At 46.2% G+C, this 16,257-nt stretch carries 13 protein-coding genes and 1 other RNA gene; 2 read left to right on the top strand and 12 right to left on the bottom strand.

Features of this window, described 5'->3' with window-relative positions; translation table 11 throughout:
• Positions 1–146: 146 nt before the first annotated feature.
• The 12 genes from murC to rsmI all read right to left on the bottom strand — a co-directional run bounded on the left by murC (position 147) and on the right by rsmI (position 13,993).
• Entirely contained in the window at positions 147–1,607 is a 1,461-nt protein-coding gene (murC, locus tag AACT19_RS05845) for a UDP-N-acetylmuramate--L-alanine ligase (protein ID WP_017084769.1), read from the bottom strand.
• 13 nt (positions 1,608–1,620) lie between these two features.
• The gene (murG, locus tag AACT19_RS05840; protein ID WP_061024519.1) at positions 1,621–2,682 is read right to left on the bottom strand and encodes an undecaprenyldiphospho-muramoylpentapeptide beta-N-acetylglucosaminyltransferase; all 1,062 of its coding nucleotides are present in this window, start codon (positions 2,680–2,682) and stop codon (positions 1,621–1,623) included.
• Between the two features lie 12 nt (positions 2,683–2,694).
• Positions 2,695–3,891: a cell division protein FtsW gene (ftsW, locus tag AACT19_RS05835; protein ID WP_017091317.1), complete on the bottom strand. Its 1,197-nt coding sequence runs from the start codon at positions 3,889–3,891 to the stop codon at positions 2,695–2,697.
• A 22-nt stretch (positions 3,892–3,913) separates the two neighbouring features.
• Positions 3,914–5,224: a UDP-N-acetylmuramoyl-L-alanine--D-glutamate ligase gene (murD, locus tag AACT19_RS05830; RefSeq protein ID WP_076645698.1), complete on the bottom strand. Its 1,311-nt coding sequence runs from the start codon at positions 5,222–5,224 to the stop codon at positions 3,914–3,916.
• Positions 5,225–5,281: 57 nt separating this feature from the next.
• On the bottom strand, positions 5,282–6,364 hold the full coding sequence (gene mraY, locus AACT19_RS05825) for a phospho-N-acetylmuramoyl-pentapeptide-transferase (protein WP_004735991.1): 1,083 nt from the start codon (positions 6,362–6,364) through the stop codon (positions 5,282–5,284).
• The gene (locus tag AACT19_RS05820) at positions 6,361–7,734 is read right to left on the bottom strand and encodes a UDP-N-acetylmuramoyl-tripeptide--D-alanyl-D-alanine ligase (RefSeq protein ID WP_076645696.1); all 1,374 of its coding nucleotides are present in this window, start codon (positions 7,732–7,734) and stop codon (positions 6,361–6,363) included. Before AACT19_RS05820 ends, mraY begins: the two co-directional genes overlap by 4 nt.
• Entirely contained in the window at positions 7,734–9,218 is a 1,485-nt protein-coding gene (gene murE / locus AACT19_RS05815; RefSeq protein WP_076645694.1) for a UDP-N-acetylmuramoyl-L-alanyl-D-glutamate--2,6-diaminopimelate ligase, read from the bottom strand. The genes AACT19_RS05820 and murE overlap by 1 nt, the downstream gene beginning before the upstream one ends.
• Before the next feature lie 18 nt (positions 9,219–9,236).
• On the bottom strand, positions 9,237–10,994 hold the full coding sequence (locus AACT19_RS05810) for a peptidoglycan glycosyltransferase FtsI (protein ID WP_017091313.1): 1,758 nt from the start codon (positions 10,992–10,994) through the stop codon (positions 9,237–9,239).
• Positions 10,991–11,308, bottom strand: a complete 318-nt coding sequence (gene ftsL / locus AACT19_RS05805) for a cell division protein FtsL (RefSeq protein WP_004735995.1) — start codon at positions 11,306–11,308, stop codon at positions 10,991–10,993. The genes AACT19_RS05810 and ftsL overlap by 4 nt, the downstream gene beginning before the upstream one ends.
• A gap of 3 nt (positions 11,309–11,311) precedes the next feature.
• Positions 11,312–12,262 (bottom strand): 16S rRNA (cytosine(1402)-N(4))-methyltransferase RsmH, encoded by a 951-nt coding sequence (rsmH, locus tag AACT19_RS05800; RefSeq protein ID WP_004735996.1) that lies wholly within the window; start codon positions 12,260–12,262, stop codon positions 11,312–11,314.
• Between the two features lie 228 nt (positions 12,263–12,490).
• An RNA gene (gene rnpB, locus AACT19_RS05795) (RNase P RNA component class A) lies at positions 12,491–12,930 on the bottom strand.
• Between the two features lie 196 nt (positions 12,931–13,126).
• Positions 13,127–13,993, bottom strand: a complete 867-nt coding sequence (gene rsmI, locus AACT19_RS05790) for a 16S rRNA (cytidine(1402)-2'-O)-methyltransferase (protein WP_004735998.1) — start codon at positions 13,991–13,993, stop codon at positions 13,127–13,129.
• A 61-nt stretch (positions 13,994–14,054) separates the two neighbouring features.
• On the opposite strand from rsmI, the gene AACT19_RS05785 reads away from it, so the two are divergent.
• Entirely contained in the window at positions 14,055–15,872 is a 1,818-nt protein-coding gene (locus tag AACT19_RS05785; protein ID WP_076645692.1) for a penicillin-binding protein activator, read from the top strand.
• Positions 15,859–16,257, top strand: coding sequence for a YraN family protein (locus tag AACT19_RS05780; RefSeq protein ID WP_017084761.1), 399 nt, complete (start codon positions 15,859–15,861; stop codon positions 16,255–16,257). The genes AACT19_RS05785 and AACT19_RS05780 overlap by 14 nt, the downstream gene beginning before the upstream one ends.

Raw genomic sequence — 16,257 nt, 5'->3', positions numbered from 1 at the left:
CGTAATAGAGGTAAAAGCACTTACTTTAACCTATGAATTATACTGAGCAAAATCAAACTATCAAACGTTGATAATAAGATTTTTGGTCAATTTTAGGTCAATCGCAAGAAGTGAGCGATCAACCACAGTCTGTATACAGTATTCTGTTACGCGTTTTGCATCTTATTAATGTCTAATTGTAGCGATTCAAGTTGCTTCGCTACACGACCAACATCACCAGCACCCTGTGTTAAAACAAGGTCTCCGCCTTGAATAACGTTGGCTAAAACCGACGGCAGCGTGTTGATATCAGCAACAAAGATTGGATCAATCTTACCACGCCCACGAATAGTTCGACTTAACGAGCGTCCGTCAGCCCCTGCAATAGGTTTCTCACCTGCAGAATAAACATCTAACAGAATAAGCACATCAACCTGCTCAAGAACGTTCGCGAAGTCATCATACAGATCGCGAGTGCGGCTATAACGGTGCGGTTGGAAGATCATCACAAGACGTTTATCAGTCCAACCACTTCGTGCAGCTTGAATGGTGACATCAACTTCGGTTGGGTGATGGCCGTAATCATCGACCAGCATTGCAACACCCTTACCCGTTTCATATTCACCAAGGTGATCGAAACGACGGCCAGTGCCTTCCGTTCCAGCCATCGCTTTTAGAATCGCTTCATCGCTGATGTCATCTTCCGTCGCAACCGCAATCGCCGCAGATGCGTTCAGTGCGTTATGGCGACCGGGAATGTTCAACGTAATATCGAGATTGGCTTTACCTTTGCGAACAACCGTAAACTTGCCTTGCTGACCTTGTTGTACATAGTTTTCAATGCGGATATCAGCGTCTTCTGAGAAGCCGTAGGTAATCACTTGACGGCTAACCTGAGGAATAAGCTCACGTACTACCGGATCATCAACACACATCACAGCCTGACCGTAGAATGGCAGATTGTGTAAGAAATCAATAAACGTCTGCTTTAGCGTTTCAAAATCGCCGCCGTAGGTATCCATATGATCCGCTTCAATGTTAGTCACAATACTAACCATTGGTTGCAGGTGTAAGAATGACGCGTCACTTTCATCGGCTTCAGCGATAAGAATACGACTCGAACCTAAGCGAGCATTGGTACCAACACTTTTTACCAAACCACCGTTTACGAAAGTTGGATCTAAACCCGCTTCCGAATATATTTGTGTCACTAGCGCGGTCGTAGTGGTTTTACCGTGCGTACCTGCCACAGCAATGCCATGACGAAAACGCATCAGCTCAGCCAGCATTTCTGCACGACGAACGATAGGTGTACGCGCTTCACGAGCAGCAATAATCTCTGGGTTTTCTTCGTTGATAGCGGTTGAAACCACCACCACACTTGCATCAGCAACGTTACTTGCTTGGTGGCCGATGTAAACGGTAGCACCCTTGCTAACTAAACGATCGGTCACTGGGTTTTGAGCAATATCAGAACCCGTGATCTGGTAGCCTTCATTAAGCAAGACTTCAGCAATCCCGCTCATTCCTGCGCCACCAATACCGATGAAGTGGATAGATTTAACACGGCGCATCTCTGGCACCATTGCACGGATTTGCGCTAAGTCTTGGGTATGTTCAATCGTCATCAATTCAATCTCATTATTTTGCTAAAGCTTTAATCGCTTCAGCGACGGTCACATCAGCATCAAGCTTGGCTGCTTGACGAGCTTTTGTTGCCATCATTTTTAATTCATTTCTATCAAGCTGAGCAATCGTGTTCGCTAGCTTATCAGCCGTTAGTTGAGGCTGTTCAATCATTAACGCTGCGCCACATTCAACTAGGTGATCGGCATTCAACGCTTGCTGTCTGTCTTTATGCATAAACGGAACGAAGATAGAACCCACACCGGCTGCAGACACTTCTGATACGGTTAATGCACCTGAGCGACACACTAATAGATCTGCCCACTCATAAGCTTGCGCCACATCATCAATAAATTCAGTCACTTGAACATTATCTACAGAATGTGATTTGTATTGTTCAATCACTTGCTGTTGATTGTTTTTACCGGCTTGGTGCATCACAGTAAAACCAGCGCCTAACTGAGCCAAAGTCACAGGCAGAGTATCGTTAAGAATTTTAGCACCTTGGCTGCCACCCATAACTAGGATACGAATATCGCCGTCACGCTCTGCCATGCGTTGCTCGGGTTCAGCTAAGCCAACAACATCTTCACGCACAGGGTTACCAACAACGTCAGCCGTTGGAAAAGCACCAGGGAAAGCTTGGAATACTTTTTTAGCAATTTTAGATAGCCATTGGTTGGTTAAACCTGCCACTGCATTTTGTTCATGCAAAACTACAGGAATACCGGATAACCATGCCGCGATGCCACCGGGGCCACTCACGTAACCACCCATTCCAAGCACCACATCTGGTTGCCATGCTTTGATGTGCTGTCTTGCTTGAAGTATGGCATTAATAATCTGGAATGGCGCTTTAATTAGCTTGCTAATGCCTTGACCACGCAGGCCTTTCACCTTAATGAAGTCGATCTCAATACCATGCTTTGGTACCAGATCCGCCTCCATTCTGTCTGCGGTTCCTAACCAGCGAATTTCCCAACCTTGTTGCTGAAGCTTTTTCGCCACCGCTAACCCTGGGAAAACATGACCGCCAGTTCCACCAGCCATCACTAAAAGTTTTTTGTTTTGTTTCATCACGTTAGATTCTTATTCTACTAATTCGTTTTGATTGTCGGCTTGTTCTTTTTGTTGCATTCGGCATTCGTGATCGATACGCAGCAGCATAGAAACCGCGACTGACATGACGATAAGGCTTGAACCACCGTAACTGATAAGCGGCAGGGTTAGACCTTTGGTCGGAACAATACCCGATGCAGCACCTACGTTAACAAGCGTCTGAAAAGCAAACCAAATACCAATACCAAAGGCAAGATAACCACTGAATAACTGGTCGTTCTCGAAGGCTTTTTTGCCAATTAAAATGGCTTTAAGCACCAAACTAAAAATAAGGACCAGCACTAAGGTCACGCCAACAAAACCCAACTCTTCAGCCAATACCGCAAACACAAAATCGGTATGTGCTTCTGGTAAATATTCTAACTTCTGAACCGAGTTTCCAAGGCCTTGCCCCATCCAATCACCACGACCAAATGCCATTAGCGATTGAGTTAACTGGTAGCCACTGCCAAACGGGTCATTCCACGGTTCCCAAAATGAGGTAACACGTCGAACACGATAGGGCTCAATAACAATCAAGCCGACGACTGCAGCAATACCCGCGACCATCAAGGCAATAAACTGTGAAAGCTTGGCGCCCGCGATAAATAGCATGCCAAATAAGGTCACCAGCATTACAACTACTGTACCTAAATCGGGCTGGCCAAGTAGTAACACAGCAAAAGCACCGAATACCATGATCGGTTTACCAAAGCCACCGAAGAAGGTTTTTCTCACTTCGTCTTGTTTACGAACTAAATAACCCGCCATAAAGATAAACAGCGACAACTTAGCGACTTCAGCGGGTTGTAAGTTAAATAATCCAAGAGGGATCCAGCGCGATGCACCGTTAACCGACTTACCGACAGCCAATACCACGACCAGCAAAAAGAAGGATAAACCCAATAAGTACATACTGTATTGAAACCAACGTTTCATTGGAATTTGCAATATGACGCTGGATACGATTAACGCCAACACAAGGAAAATGGCATGGCGGAACATAAAGTGAAACGGCTGATCAGTTAAACGAGCACTGATTGGGAACGAAGCAGACGTTACCATCACCAATCCGGTCAGCATCAGTCCAAGAGCAATCCATACCAGCTGACGATCGTAGAGCGCCTCTGGTGTGGCACGGTTTAGCCATTGCCAAATGGATTGATTAATCTCTTTCACTCTTTGCACTGAATGTTAGTCCTTCAACACGTTAGGCATACTCATGGGCAAGGTCAGTGAACGCATCACCTCTCGCCATGAAGTTATTAAATTGATCGAAGCTCGCACACGCTGGAGACAACATCACCATATCACCGGCAACTAACTGCTTCGAGACACTCTCGATAATGTCACGCATGGTATCAAACGTCTTAGCCGATGGATGCAATGGCATAAATTGCGCGGCATCTTCACCGAAGCAACACAGTTGAACACGCTCTAGCTGTGACAACACAGGTTCAAGCTCACTAAAATCAGCGCCCTTACCTACACCACCAACCAGAAGATACAAGGTGCCTTGATATTCTAAGCCCGACAGAGCCGCTAATGTACTGGCTACGTTGGTTGCTTTCGAGTCGTTAACCCACTTAATAGAACGCTTATCAGCCACCACTTGGCAACGATGCGTTAAACCATTGTAGGCCTTCAGAGCTTCAAGGCTTTTGCTGTAATCAATACCGACTTGTTTAAGCAGTGCTAGCGAGACTAGCGCATTTGCCACATTGTGACGTCCAACCAATGTTAAATCTTGAGTAGGAAGTACTGGCTTGCTGTTATCCACCAGCCATTCAGTACCATCAATCGTCGCCACACCAAACTCTTGGTCGTCGAGTCCGAATGTCACTAATGGCATACTGTGGTCAGGATAAGTCTCTTTGTCTTCGCGGTTTACAATCGCGTACTGAGCGTTGTTAAAAATTCTTAATTTGGCGTCACGGTAATCGGCCATGCCTTGATAGCGATCCATATGATCTTCTGACAAGTTCAAAAAGGCCGCCGCTGCAAGGTTTAGACTGGATGTTGTCTCTAGCTGAAAGCTTGAAAGCTCAAGGACATATAAATCAGCATCAAGCTCAAGAAGGTCTAAGGCAGGAATACCGATGTTGCCACCAACACCAACGTTAAGACCAGCAGCCTTTGCAAGTACACCCGTTAGATCGGTCACTGTGCTCTTACCATTGGAACCTGTGATAGCCACAACAGGTTTGTCTACCGCCCAGCCAAACAGTTCAATATCGCCAACAACCGGAGTTCCTGCTTGAATAACATCTTGTATTTCAGGCGTCGCTAAGGCGATACCTGGGTTAGCAATCACCAAATCAGCTTCCGCTAACCATTGGCTATTCCAACTTCCAGAATGCAGTTCTACCGATTCAGGTAAAGATTCCTTTCCTGGTGGTAGCTCTCGAGTATCAATCACCTTCACATGAGTATGATATTTTACGAGATGTTTAACGACAGAGAGCCCGGTAATACCGAGCCCCACAACCACTACATTTTGAATATTTTGCCAACGTTCCATTTAAACAAGATGCTCTTAATAGTTTTAAAGAGCCTCTAATCAGAGGCTCACATAAGATTAACGAACTTTCAGTGTCGCTAGGCCAACCAGTACTAATACCATTGAGATGATCCAAAAGCGCACGATTACGCGCGGCTCTGGCCAACCTTTCAGTTCATAGTGGTGGTGAATCGGAGCCATACGGAAAATACGCTGACCACGCAATTTGTAAGAGCCCACCTGCAGAATAACTGACAAGGTCTCCATTACAAACACACCGCCCATGATAACCAGTACCAACTCTTGGCGAACTAACACCGCGATCACACCCAGTGCACCACCAAGCGCTAGTGAGCCAACATCGCCCATGAATACTTGCGCTGGGTAAGTGTTGAACCATAGAAAGCCAAGTCCAGCACCGACGATAGCAGTACATACAACCACAAGCTCAGAAGTGTATGGGATGTATGGAATGTGTAGATATGCTGCAAAGTTAACGTTACCTGTTGCCCAAGCAATCACAGCAAAACCAGCAGCAACCATAACCGTTGGCATAATGGCCAAGCCGTCTAGGCCGTCTGTTAGGTTCACCGCGTTACTGGTACCCACAATAACAAAATAAGTCAGTACGATGTACAATAAACCTAATTGTGGCATCACATCTTTAAAGAAAGGAACCACCAATTGAGTTGCTGCAGTATCGTGCCCGTGAGCATACAGAGCAAATGCCACAACCAATGCAATAGCCGATTGCCAGAAGTACTTCCAGCGAGCAATCAAGCCATCGGTGTTCTTACGAACCACTTTACGGTAGTCATCAACAAAACCGACCGCGCCATAACCAGCAAGTACAACTAATACAGCCCAAACATAAGGATTGGAAAGATCAGCCCACATCAATACCGTAATAATGATCGCAGCTAGGATCATCACGCCACCCATGGTTGGTGTACCACGTTTGCTAAAGTGAGATTCAGGGCCGTCATTACGAACAACTTGGCCAATTTGTAGCATTTGCAGACGCTCAATTAAACGAGGTCCCATCCACAGCGACAGACATAAAGCCGTCAAAATACTCGCGATTGCACGAAACGATAGGTATTCGAACAAACGGAAAAAAGAAAGGTGTGGCTGTAGTAGCTCTGCAAGCCAAATTATCATGAAAAGTTCTCCTTTAAAGCAGCGGCTATTTTACTCATTCCTGCACTATTCGCGCCTTTTACCAACAAGGTATGTGACGCGTTTTCTGGCAAGCGTAAGTGCTGCTCTATGTGCGCGATCATCGCTTGATGCGTTGCAAAGTGGGTACCGTTACAGACCTCACTAATCACCTTGGTATCATCACCGTAAGTGAGTACATGCTCAAAAGCGAATGGGGCAGCATATTCACCGACTTGACGGTGAAGTGCAAGACTTTCGTCGCCTAATTCAGCCATATTGCCTAAAATCAACCAACGTTGACCTTTGAAGCTCGACAGCAGTTTGGCTGCCGCCTTCATCGCGGGTACGCTGGCGTTATAACTGTCATCTATCAGCTTGATATTCTGACTTAATTGTTGAACCTCAACTCGTCCTTTAACCGAGATAAGATTCGCTAAACCACTTTTTATTTCATCAAGCGTTGCGCCAAATTGAATGCTCAACGCTGCAGCCGCCAACGCGTTCGCCACGTTATGCTGACCAATAATACCAAGTTCAACAGCCGTAGCACCTTGTGGTGTTTGCATATCAAAGCAAGCTTCACCTTGGTCGTTGATTTCGATATTTTCAGCAAAATAATCGGCTTCACGACTACCTTCAGAAAATGTCAGCACCGCTTTATCCGCAAGTACTTCATTCCAAAAATCACCACCGTTGCTCTCTAAATTAACAATAGCAGTATCACCAGCAGCAAGCCCCTGAAAAATTTCACCTTTCGCTTGTTTCACACCATCAATAGAACCAAAGCCTTCTAAATGAGCCGCGGCTACATTATTAACTAAGGCAACTTGTGGCTTCACTAGCTGAGTGGTGTGGGCAATTTCACCAATATGGTTAGCGCCTAATTCGATCACAGCATAGTCATCACTTGATTCACTGCGTAACAAGGTCAAAGGCACACCAATATCATTATTGAAGTTACCCGCCGTAAACAGCACCTTGCCACGTTGCTGTAAAATGCTCGCCACCATCTCTTTAACGGTCGTTTTGCCACAGCTACCTGTAATCGCCATCGTTGGCACGTCACATTGTTTGTGAATCCAAGCACTTAGTTCACCTAAAGCAAGTTTAGTGTCTTCGACAACAACTTGAGTAATATTTAGGTCAAGTTTTCGTTCGACTAACAACGCGCTCGCGTTTGCTTCAACGGCTTGATGGCAAAAGTCATGCGCGTCGAAACGCTCTCCAACGATAGCGACAAACAAGGCGCCTTCTTCAACGGTACGAGTATCCGTTGAAACTGCATTGATTACGTTATTGTTCGAGTTGCCCGCTTTAATCAGCTCACCACTGACCACGGAGCAGATTTGCTCAAGTGATACATCAATCATTATGAAATACCTAAAAGTTGAAGCGCAGACTCTCGGTCTGAGTAATGTACCGTTTTATCTTTCAATACTTGGTAATCCTCATGGCCTTTACCAGCCAGAAGAATACTGTCATCGCTGCCTGCCTGCTCAAGCGCAAACTTAACGGCTTGATAGCGATCGTGTTCGACAAACGCAGCTTCAGGTTTACTTAAGCCAGCCAGCATGTCTTTGACTATCAGTGCTGGTTCTTCGCTACGAGGGTTATCATCTGAAATAATGATTTTATCGGCGAACTGCTCTGCGGTCGCAGACATCATTGGGCGCTTACCAGTGTCGCGATCTCCACCACAACCAAAGATTGCCCACAGTTTACCGGAGCAATGCACGCGCAGTGCTGCCAATGCTTTCTCTAGCGCATCGGGCGTATGAGCATAATCGACAACTACTTTTGCTTTGTTGGGAACTTGGAAAAGCTCCATTCGGCCAATCACAGGTTGAAGCTGAGGCGCAGTGTCGACCAAGATTTGCTTTTCGATACCCAAAGAAAGCAAAGTAGCAAAAGCAACCAGTACGTTTGATGCGTTGAACTGACCAATCAGTGGAACAGAAAGCTTCCCTTGTCCCCAACTACCATCGAAAGAGAGCTTGATACCAGTTTCTGCATAAGCGACATCAGACGCCCACACCGACTGTTGATAGCCCGTTAGCGGTAACAGTGAGACTGCAATGGCATTGGATAAATCCGGCATCCAAGCTTTACCTACTTCGTCATCCACATTGATCACTGCGTGCTTGCATTTGTGTTGAGTAAACAAGCTCTTCTTAGCCAGAGCGTACTCTTCCATCGTGCCATGGTAATCAAGATGATCACGACTCAAGTTAGTAAATACACCAACCTCAAAGTCCAAAGCCTTTACTCGACCTTGCACCAAACCATGAGAAGATATTTCCATTGCGGTATAAACCGCTTTTTCTGCAGCTAACTCACTCAGTGTGCGCTGTATTTCGATGGCACTGCCTGTGGTGTTCGCTGCGGTTTTTAGATTGTCTAAGAAACCATTACCTGTCGTGCCCATTACCGCTGAGCGTTGACCGACGAGATCAAGCCATTGAGCAATCAGCTGGGTGATGGTGGTTTTGCCATTGGTGCCGGTAACACCAATCAACTTAGTCGCTTGAGACGAGTAAACACGACCAGCTAACTCAGATAGCACCAAGTTAAGGTTGTTAATGTAAATAACAGGGACAGTATCCAACCATTCAATCAGACCATGAGGCTTTTCAGCATCGGCCTGTGCAATAACAGCATGAGTTCCCAGTGCGACCGCTTTGTCGATAAAACGACGGCCATCAACAGCATGTCCGACTACGGCAACAAAAATATCACCTTCCTTGATGGCTCGGCTATCTAGCTCCAATTGCTCAACAGCAATAGACTCCAGTTCAGGTGAACCAAAGTCTCCCCAAGGAGAAAGTAAAGATGACAGCGTGAGGCTATTACTCATATTGAATCCTGATTAACTCTATTCTTGAAACTTATTTTCATCAGCAGGGACGTTCATTATTTGCAGTGCGCCCTTCATGATTTCAGAAAAGACGGGGGCTGCGACTGAACCACCATAGTAAAGGTCGCCTTGAGGCTCATTGACCACAACAACCAATGCCACTCTTGGATCACTAACTGGAGCAAAGCCTGCGGTAACCGCGATGTATTCATCACTGTAGCCGCCAGCTTCAGCCTTACGAGAGGTACCCGTTTTGGCTGCAACGCGATAACCCGGAACGGCAGCTCTTGTCGCCGTACCGCCTTTTTGAGTCACCCCTTCTAGCATATTCAAAACCAGTTCAGCGTTCTCGCGCTTGATGATTTGCTTAGAAAAATCTTGGTCGTTACTCTTAATAATATGAATCGGCTCATACAAACCTTTATTAGCTAACGTCGCATAGGCATGTGCCAACTGCATCGGCGTAACAGACAAGCCATAACCGAACGCTAAGGTGGCAATTTCAAACTTTGACCAACGACGGCGATTCGGGAAAATACCGCTCGTTTCACCAACCAAATTCAGCCCAGACATCTCGCCTAGACCAACTGAACTGTACATCCCAAGCAAGGCTTCAAGTGGCATGTTAAGCGCCAATTTAGCAACACCGATGTTACTCGACTTCTTGAGGATCAGCGCTAAGTCAGCCTTACCGACTTTAGAAGAGTCTCGTACGCGGCTGCCACCGATCTGCATAATGCCATTGCCAGTATCAATCACGATATCTGGGTCTGCAGTGCCGTTCTCTAGCGCCGCCAAAACCACAAAAGGTTTCACGGTCGAGCCAGGTTCCATTGCATCGGTGAGCACGCGGTTACGCATTTTGAAGCTTTGTAAGTCAGCGCGGTTATTCGGATTATAAGAAGGGGCATTAACCATGGCTAACACGGCACCCGTTTTCACATCGAGTAATACCGCAGAGCCTGAAGTCGCCTTGTGATCGGCCACGGCCTGCTTAATCGCTCGATAAGCAATGGCTTGTAATCGTTGATCGATCGTTAATTCGAGTGGTTTGCCTTCTTCACGCTCTTCTAAAGCAATGTTTTCAACAACGCGTCCATAGCGATCTTTACGAATCGTCCGCTTACCTGCTTCACCCGTGAGCCATTTGTCATAGCTGCGTTCAACGCCTTCTAAACCGTGCCCGTCAATTCCGGTAACACCGATAAGGTGTGCACTGACTTCGCCTGCGGGGTAGTAACGTCGAGATTCCGCTTTCAGGCCAACACCCACCAGCTTTAGTTCACGAATATACTTAGCCATCGCTGGGCTAACTTGTCTTTGTAGGTAAACAAATCGGCGGGATTTGTTGCTAGAGATCTTGTCGATCATCGATTGTCGTTCTAAGCCAAGTACATCAGCTAACGCATACCAACGATCAATCTGGGCCATACCATTTTTATCGAAAATCGTTTTCGGGTCGGCCCATACCGCCTCTACTGGAACACTCACAGCAAGCGGTTCGCCATTGCGGTCTGAGATAATGCCACGGGCGGAAGGAATAGCCTTAACACGTACCGAGCGAAGATCGCCCTGACGGATTAAGTTATCTGGTTCAATAATTTGGATGTAAGCCACACGACCAACGAGTGCAGCAAAGGCAAGAAACACGAAAGCAATAACGACGTTGAAACGCCATTTAATAAGAATTGGATCCGAATCCTTTTCGCTCTTCACTCGCTCTTTCGTTGATTTATTAACGGGTTTGGCGGGTGCTTTTTCCTTTTTACCGGTCATTTCAGTGTGATCACAACTTCTTTGTCAGAGTCTGGACGTTTCATGTCTAGCTCTCGTTTTGCCGATGCTTGAACGCGGCTATGTTCAGCCAAAGCCGTCTCTTCAAGCATTAAATTTCGCCACTCATCATCAAGCTGTTCTCGTTCCACTAATGCCATGTCTTTTTTCGTGATCGCCTGACGTGAATTATGTGTCGTAAGAACGACCCCCATCGCACTCGCAAAGATACAGATAAGAAGTACCAATGGAACCTTGCCCACGGAGATCAAATCAAAAAATATTATCTTGGCTAAGTTAGGCTTGGAGGTCTTCATTGACTATAGCTTTTCTGCGATTCGTAGTACTGAACTACGCGAACGAGTATTCTCATCCACTTCATCTTTAGAAGGCTTGATCGCTTTACCAATTGGTTTTAGATCGGCACTGCCTAAAGCTTTAATTTGATCTTCTGTTAGCGGTAAACCGTGAGGAACTTGTGGCCCTTGGCTCTCTTTACGGATAAAGCGCTTCACCATACGGTCTTCAAGCGAGTGGAAACTGATAACAGAGATACGACCTTGAGGAGCAAGAATGCTTGCTGCGCCTTTCAGTGCGGTATCGATCTCTTCAAGTTCGCTGTTGATGTAGATACGGAATGCTTGGAAAGCACGTGTCGCTGGGTGCTTTTTCTCTTTGAAGCTCTTTGGAGCGACGTCAGAGATAAGCTTAGCCAGTTGACCAGTACGCGTTAGCGGTTCGTTCTCTTCATTCTCTTGATAAGCGATGATGCCTTTCGCGATACGACGAGCGTGTTTGTCTTCACCGAACTCACGAATAACCCATGTAATGTCATCAAGATCCGCTTCAACTAACCACTGAGAGACAGGAACACCTGTTGTTGGGTCCATGCGCATATCCAGCGGACCATCTTTCATAAAGCTAAAGCCACGTTCAGCATCATCCAACTGTGGTGAAGAAACACCTAAATCCAGCAATACGCCATCCACTTGACCGACTAAGTCATAACGCTCTGCATATTCAGCCATACCCGAAAATGGACCATGGATAATCGTAAAACGAGGATCATCAATCTTCTGAGCTTCAGCAATCGCTTGTGGATCACGGTCGATACTAAAGAGTCGTCCATTCTCGCCCAGTTTAGACAGGATTGTACGGCTGTGACCACCACGGCCAAAAGTACCATCAATGTAGGTACCGTCAGGTTTGATCGCAAGTCCGTCAATAGATTCGTTAAGCAATACTGAAATATGTTTGAATGCTTCTGTCATAGTCTTCTCAGTGAGTGGATTGAGCCATTAGTTCGGCAATAATTTGTTCTATTAACGTTTTAGTGTACTGATTTCACGCCGTATCTCCACCATATTGTGTATAGGCTTTGGGAATTTTTGACCCAAGCTCATATCAGGGTGAAGGATTCTAAGGAAATCTAAATCATTTACGTCAATATAAAGCAAAAAACCCATCACTACCGTTAAGTAATGATGGGTTCTTTATATAGGTGGAGTTGACACATACGCCGGGTTCTGTTCCGCTTGCGCGGCGGTAACCATTCGTCTAGGCCTGCAATCGCTCACAGGCTCAAGCAATCTACCCGCCCCCATACGCGAGCAGCGCAATGCGAGGGCCTATTTGATCTTGCTCCGGGTGGAGTTTACCTTGCTACGAACTGTTGCCAGTCGCACGGTGCGCTCTTACCGCACCCTTTCAGCCTTACCTGTGCCTCTTCCGAAGAAATGAGGCCATCGGCGGTCTTCTCTCTGCTGCACTTGTCGTGGGCTCGCGCCCCCCAGACGTTATCTGGCACCCTGCTCTATGGAGCCCGGACGTTCCTCCCCTCTACCAGTCTCCCGAAGGACTTCAACGTCAGTTTCCCGAAGGACCTCAACGTCAGTCTCCCGAAGGACATCAGCAAAGCAGCGATTACCCGTTCAACTCCGAGGGCGGATTGTATAGAGATTAGAGAGCAGTGTCTAGCGAGATCACAAATATGCTGCAAACCTCTAATCAAATGCATGATTTTCACACAATCTAGACAAAAAAAGAGGAATAACGGTAATACCATCATTCCTCAGAAGCTTTTTCAATAAAGGTTATCTACTCTATAAAGAGGTATCTAGTCTATAAAGAGCTCTCTAGTTGTCTAGATGCTCTAAGCCCCATTTGTATAAAGCGTTCTTTTTCAGATTGTAAATTTCTGCTGTCATCGCCGCCGCTTTTTTAAGGGGTAGCTCTTTGGTTAGAATGCCGAGTGTGCGAGTTGCTTCGTCTGGCAGATCGGTGCTCGCTTCTTCACGGTGACCATGGATCAGCAACACCATCTCACCACGTTTGCGGTTCGAGTCTTCTTCTATCCATTCAATCAACTCACCTAATGGTAATCCTTGAATGGTTTCGAATGTCTTGGTTAGCTCACGAGCCAACACGACCTCACGGTCGGGTCCTAAGATCTCTAGCATGTCCTGCAAAGAATCCGTAATACGGTGCGGTGATTCGTAGAAAATACATGTGCGCTCTGCTTTTGCAATCTCTAAGAACTTGTCTTTGCGACCCTTGCTCTTTGGCGGTAAGAAGCCTTCAAAGCTGAAACGATCCGACGGTAAACCTGACGCACTGAGTGCGGTAATCACAGCACAAGCACCAGGAAGTGGCACAACTCTCACACCCGCTTGACGACATTGTGAGACAAGATGGTAACCTGGATCACTGATTAAAGGAGTACCCGCATCAGAGACTAATGCGATAGACTGACCTTCTAATAACCTTTCGACTAGAACTTGCGCTTTAGTTTGTTCATTATGATCATGTAAAGCGAACGTTCTGGTGGATATATTGAAGTGAGCAAGCAGCTTACCCGTGTGGCGTGTGTCTTCGGCTGCAATAACATCGACACTTGATAAAATTTCAATTGCTCTTTGAGTGATATCTCCCAAATTTCCGATTGGGGTTGGCACAATGTAGAGAGTTGGGCTCTCTGTGAGCAAGGTTTTGTTATCTGTCATTTGTTTACCATCACTTCAACGATTAATATAGATACAAATTTATACGGAATTTAAAGAACTCATGGCAACGATGAACCATAAGAGACTCAGTGTACCACGCTTACTAACTCCAATTGCATTAGCAATTACATTGGCGGCTTGTTCTTCAGGTCCTCAAGCACCAACGCGTGTTGATATTACACTAGATCCAGCGCAATCAACTGAAAGTTACATGATGCAGGCGGATAGTAGCAAAGGAAGTCTACAAAACGACTGGTTAATCATGGCACTTAAGGCTTCTGTGCAAGCTGGAAAAACCGATCAAGCGACTCTGCTTATCAAGCGCTTAGCCAAACAAGAGCTGAGTGAAGTTCAACAAGCAGAATGGCAATTAGCTCGCGCTCAACTGCTGGTGAATAACTCGCAACCACAGCAAGCGTACAGCCAGCTGAACTTTCAGCCTTGGTGGAAGCTTCCGAACGAGCAGTGGAAAGATTATCACGAGCTACGCGCTAACATTTCTGAAATGCAAAGCGAGTATTTCGAAGCGAGCCGTGAGTTAGTCCTTTATTCAGAATACGTAGACGCTGATGACGAAAGCCAACAGATAACTGCCGACCGTATTTGGCAGAACCTGAATAGCTACTCTCAATATGAGATTCTAGAACTTAAGACTTCTCCGACAGAAGACGTTCTAGCAGGTTGGTTACAGCTGGCTATTTATATGAAGACGCTGAACTCTAACCTTCCAAACCTACAGAAAACTCTGTCTGATTGGCTGGCTGAGAATCCTCGTCATCCTGCAGCAACCTACACACCTCAGGCGATCACTGACATATTGGCGCTAGAGATCAGTAAACCAACCAGCACTGCGCTATTACTGCCGCTCACGGGTAAGTACGGCAAGCAAGCACAGCTTGTGCGTGATGGTTTCATCTTTGCGATGATGAATGACAAAGAGCGCGAAGAAAACGCAACGCTAACGGTTATGGACACCAACGTACAAAGTGCTGCTGAAATTAAAGCGACACTGGAAGAGAACAATGTAGATTTCATCGTTGGCCCGCTGATTAAGAGCAATATTACCAAGCTTCAGCAAGCGCAGAAAAACCACGAAAATTCGATTCCAGCTTTAGCTCTAAATATTCCGACGCAGCTAGAACCTGATACCAATATTTGCTATCTCGCTCTATCGCCAGAGCAAGAAGTCGCTCAGGCAGCGAAACACCTTTTTGCTCAAGGCTACAAGTACCCGCTTATTCTGGCGCCAAAAGGGCGTTTAGGTGACCGCGTTAAGCAAGCGTTTGAGAAAGAGTGGAAAAAATACAGCAACAACGAAGTCGCGATTACCTTATTCTCTGACAAGCGCCAACTTCAGCGCAATGTGAATCAGGTATTCGGCTTACAAGAGAGCCAACAACGTATCGCTCAAATGGACGGGCTACTTAACCTAGACCTAGAAACTGAACCGCGCAGCCGTCGTGATATCGACTCTGTTTACATTGTGGCGAAGAACTCAGAGCTTACGTTGATTAAGCCTTTCATTGAAGTCGCGATTAACCCAGATGCTGACCAACCAGCCTTGTTCTCAAACTCACGCAGCAACAGCGGTGACAAGCAGTACGAAGATCTAACGGGTGTGTTCTACAGTGACATCCCACTATTGGTTGAGAGCAAGAACGAGCTTAACAAAGAGCTAAACGACCTATGGCCTACACATTCAAACGGCCAAAAACGTCTGCAAGCACTGGGGATGGATGCCTACTACCTAATGGATGCATTGCCACAGATGAAAGCCGTACAGGGTTACAGCATTCCAGGTGAAACCGGCGTGTTAACCATCGACAACAACTGTGTTGTTCAACGTGAAATCAGCTGGGCAGAGCATGGGGCTTTTTAGCCGAAAGTTCCTGTCCAAACCAACAATCACCCACAAACAAGTGGGTGATAAATACGAGACCGTGGCTAAAAATTATTTAGTTGGCCACGGATTATCGTTAATTCAAGAAAACTTCATAGCTAAATGTGGCGAGATTGATCTTATAATGCGCCATAACAATACGGTTGTGTTTGCTGAGGTAAAATACCGCAAGCAAACCCGCTACGGACATGCCGCCGAAATGGTGACAGCAAAGAAGTCACAGAAGCTGCTCAAAACAGCCAATGTTTGGCTTATGCAGCAAGGCTTGTCGGTGCACTCTACAGATTTCAGGTTTGATATCGTTGCCATAGAAGGGCCGAATGACAATATCGACTGGATTCAAAACGCGATTACCCAAGGATAA

This window comes from Vibrio sp. 10N.222.47.A9, assembly GCF_963872585.1.
Lineage (GTDB): Bacteria > Pseudomonadota > Gammaproteobacteria > Enterobacterales > Vibrionaceae > Vibrio > Vibrio splendidus.
The sequence above is the reverse complement of the archived record's forward strand: the minus strand, read 5'-3'. Positions and strand labels throughout refer to the sequence as shown.

Bases quoted from the DNA above. Each gene is read 5' to 3' on its own strand.
- AACT19_RS05780 (WP_017084761.1), top strand. From the start codon at position 15,859: ATGGGGCTTTTTAGCCGAAAGTTCCTGTCCAAACCAACAATCACCCAC.
- rsmH (WP_004735996.1), bottom strand. From the start codon at position 12,262: ATGACAGAAGCATTCAAACATATTTCAGTATTGCTTAACGAATCTATT.
- AACT19_RS05820 (WP_076645696.1), bottom strand. From the start codon at position 7,734: ATGATTGATGTATCACTTGAGCAAATCTGCTCCGTGGTCAGTGGTGAG.
- ftsL (WP_004735995.1), bottom strand. From the start codon at position 11,308: ATGAAGACCTCCAAGCCTAACTTAGCCAAGATAATATTTTTTGATTTG.
- murC (WP_017084769.1), bottom strand. From the start codon at position 1,607: ATGACGATTGAACATACCCAAGACTTAGCGCAAATCCGTGCAATGGTG.
- AACT19_RS05785 (WP_076645692.1), top strand. From the start codon at position 14,055: ATGGCAACGATGAACCATAAGAGACTCAGTGTACCACGCTTACTAACT.
- AACT19_RS05810 (WP_017091313.1), bottom strand. From the start codon at position 10,994: ATGACCGGTAAAAAGGAAAAAGCACCCGCCAAACCCGTTAATAAATCA.
- mraY (WP_004735991.1), bottom strand. From the start codon at position 6,364: ATGATAATTTGGCTTGCAGAGCTACTACAGCCACACCTTTCTTTTTTC.
- murE (WP_076645694.1), bottom strand. From the start codon at position 9,218: ATGAGTAATAGCCTCACGCTGTCATCTTTACTTTCTCCTTGGGGAGAC.
- rsmI (WP_004735998.1), bottom strand. From the start codon at position 13,993: ATGACAGATAACAAAACCTTGCTCACAGAGAGCCCAACTCTCTACATT.
- murD (WP_076645698.1), bottom strand. From the start codon at position 5,224: ATGGAACGTTGGCAAAATATTCAAAATGTAGTGGTTGTGGGGCTCGGT.
- murG (WP_061024519.1), bottom strand. From the start codon at position 2,682: ATGAAACAAAACAAAAAACTTTTAGTGATGGCTGGTGGAACTGGCGGT.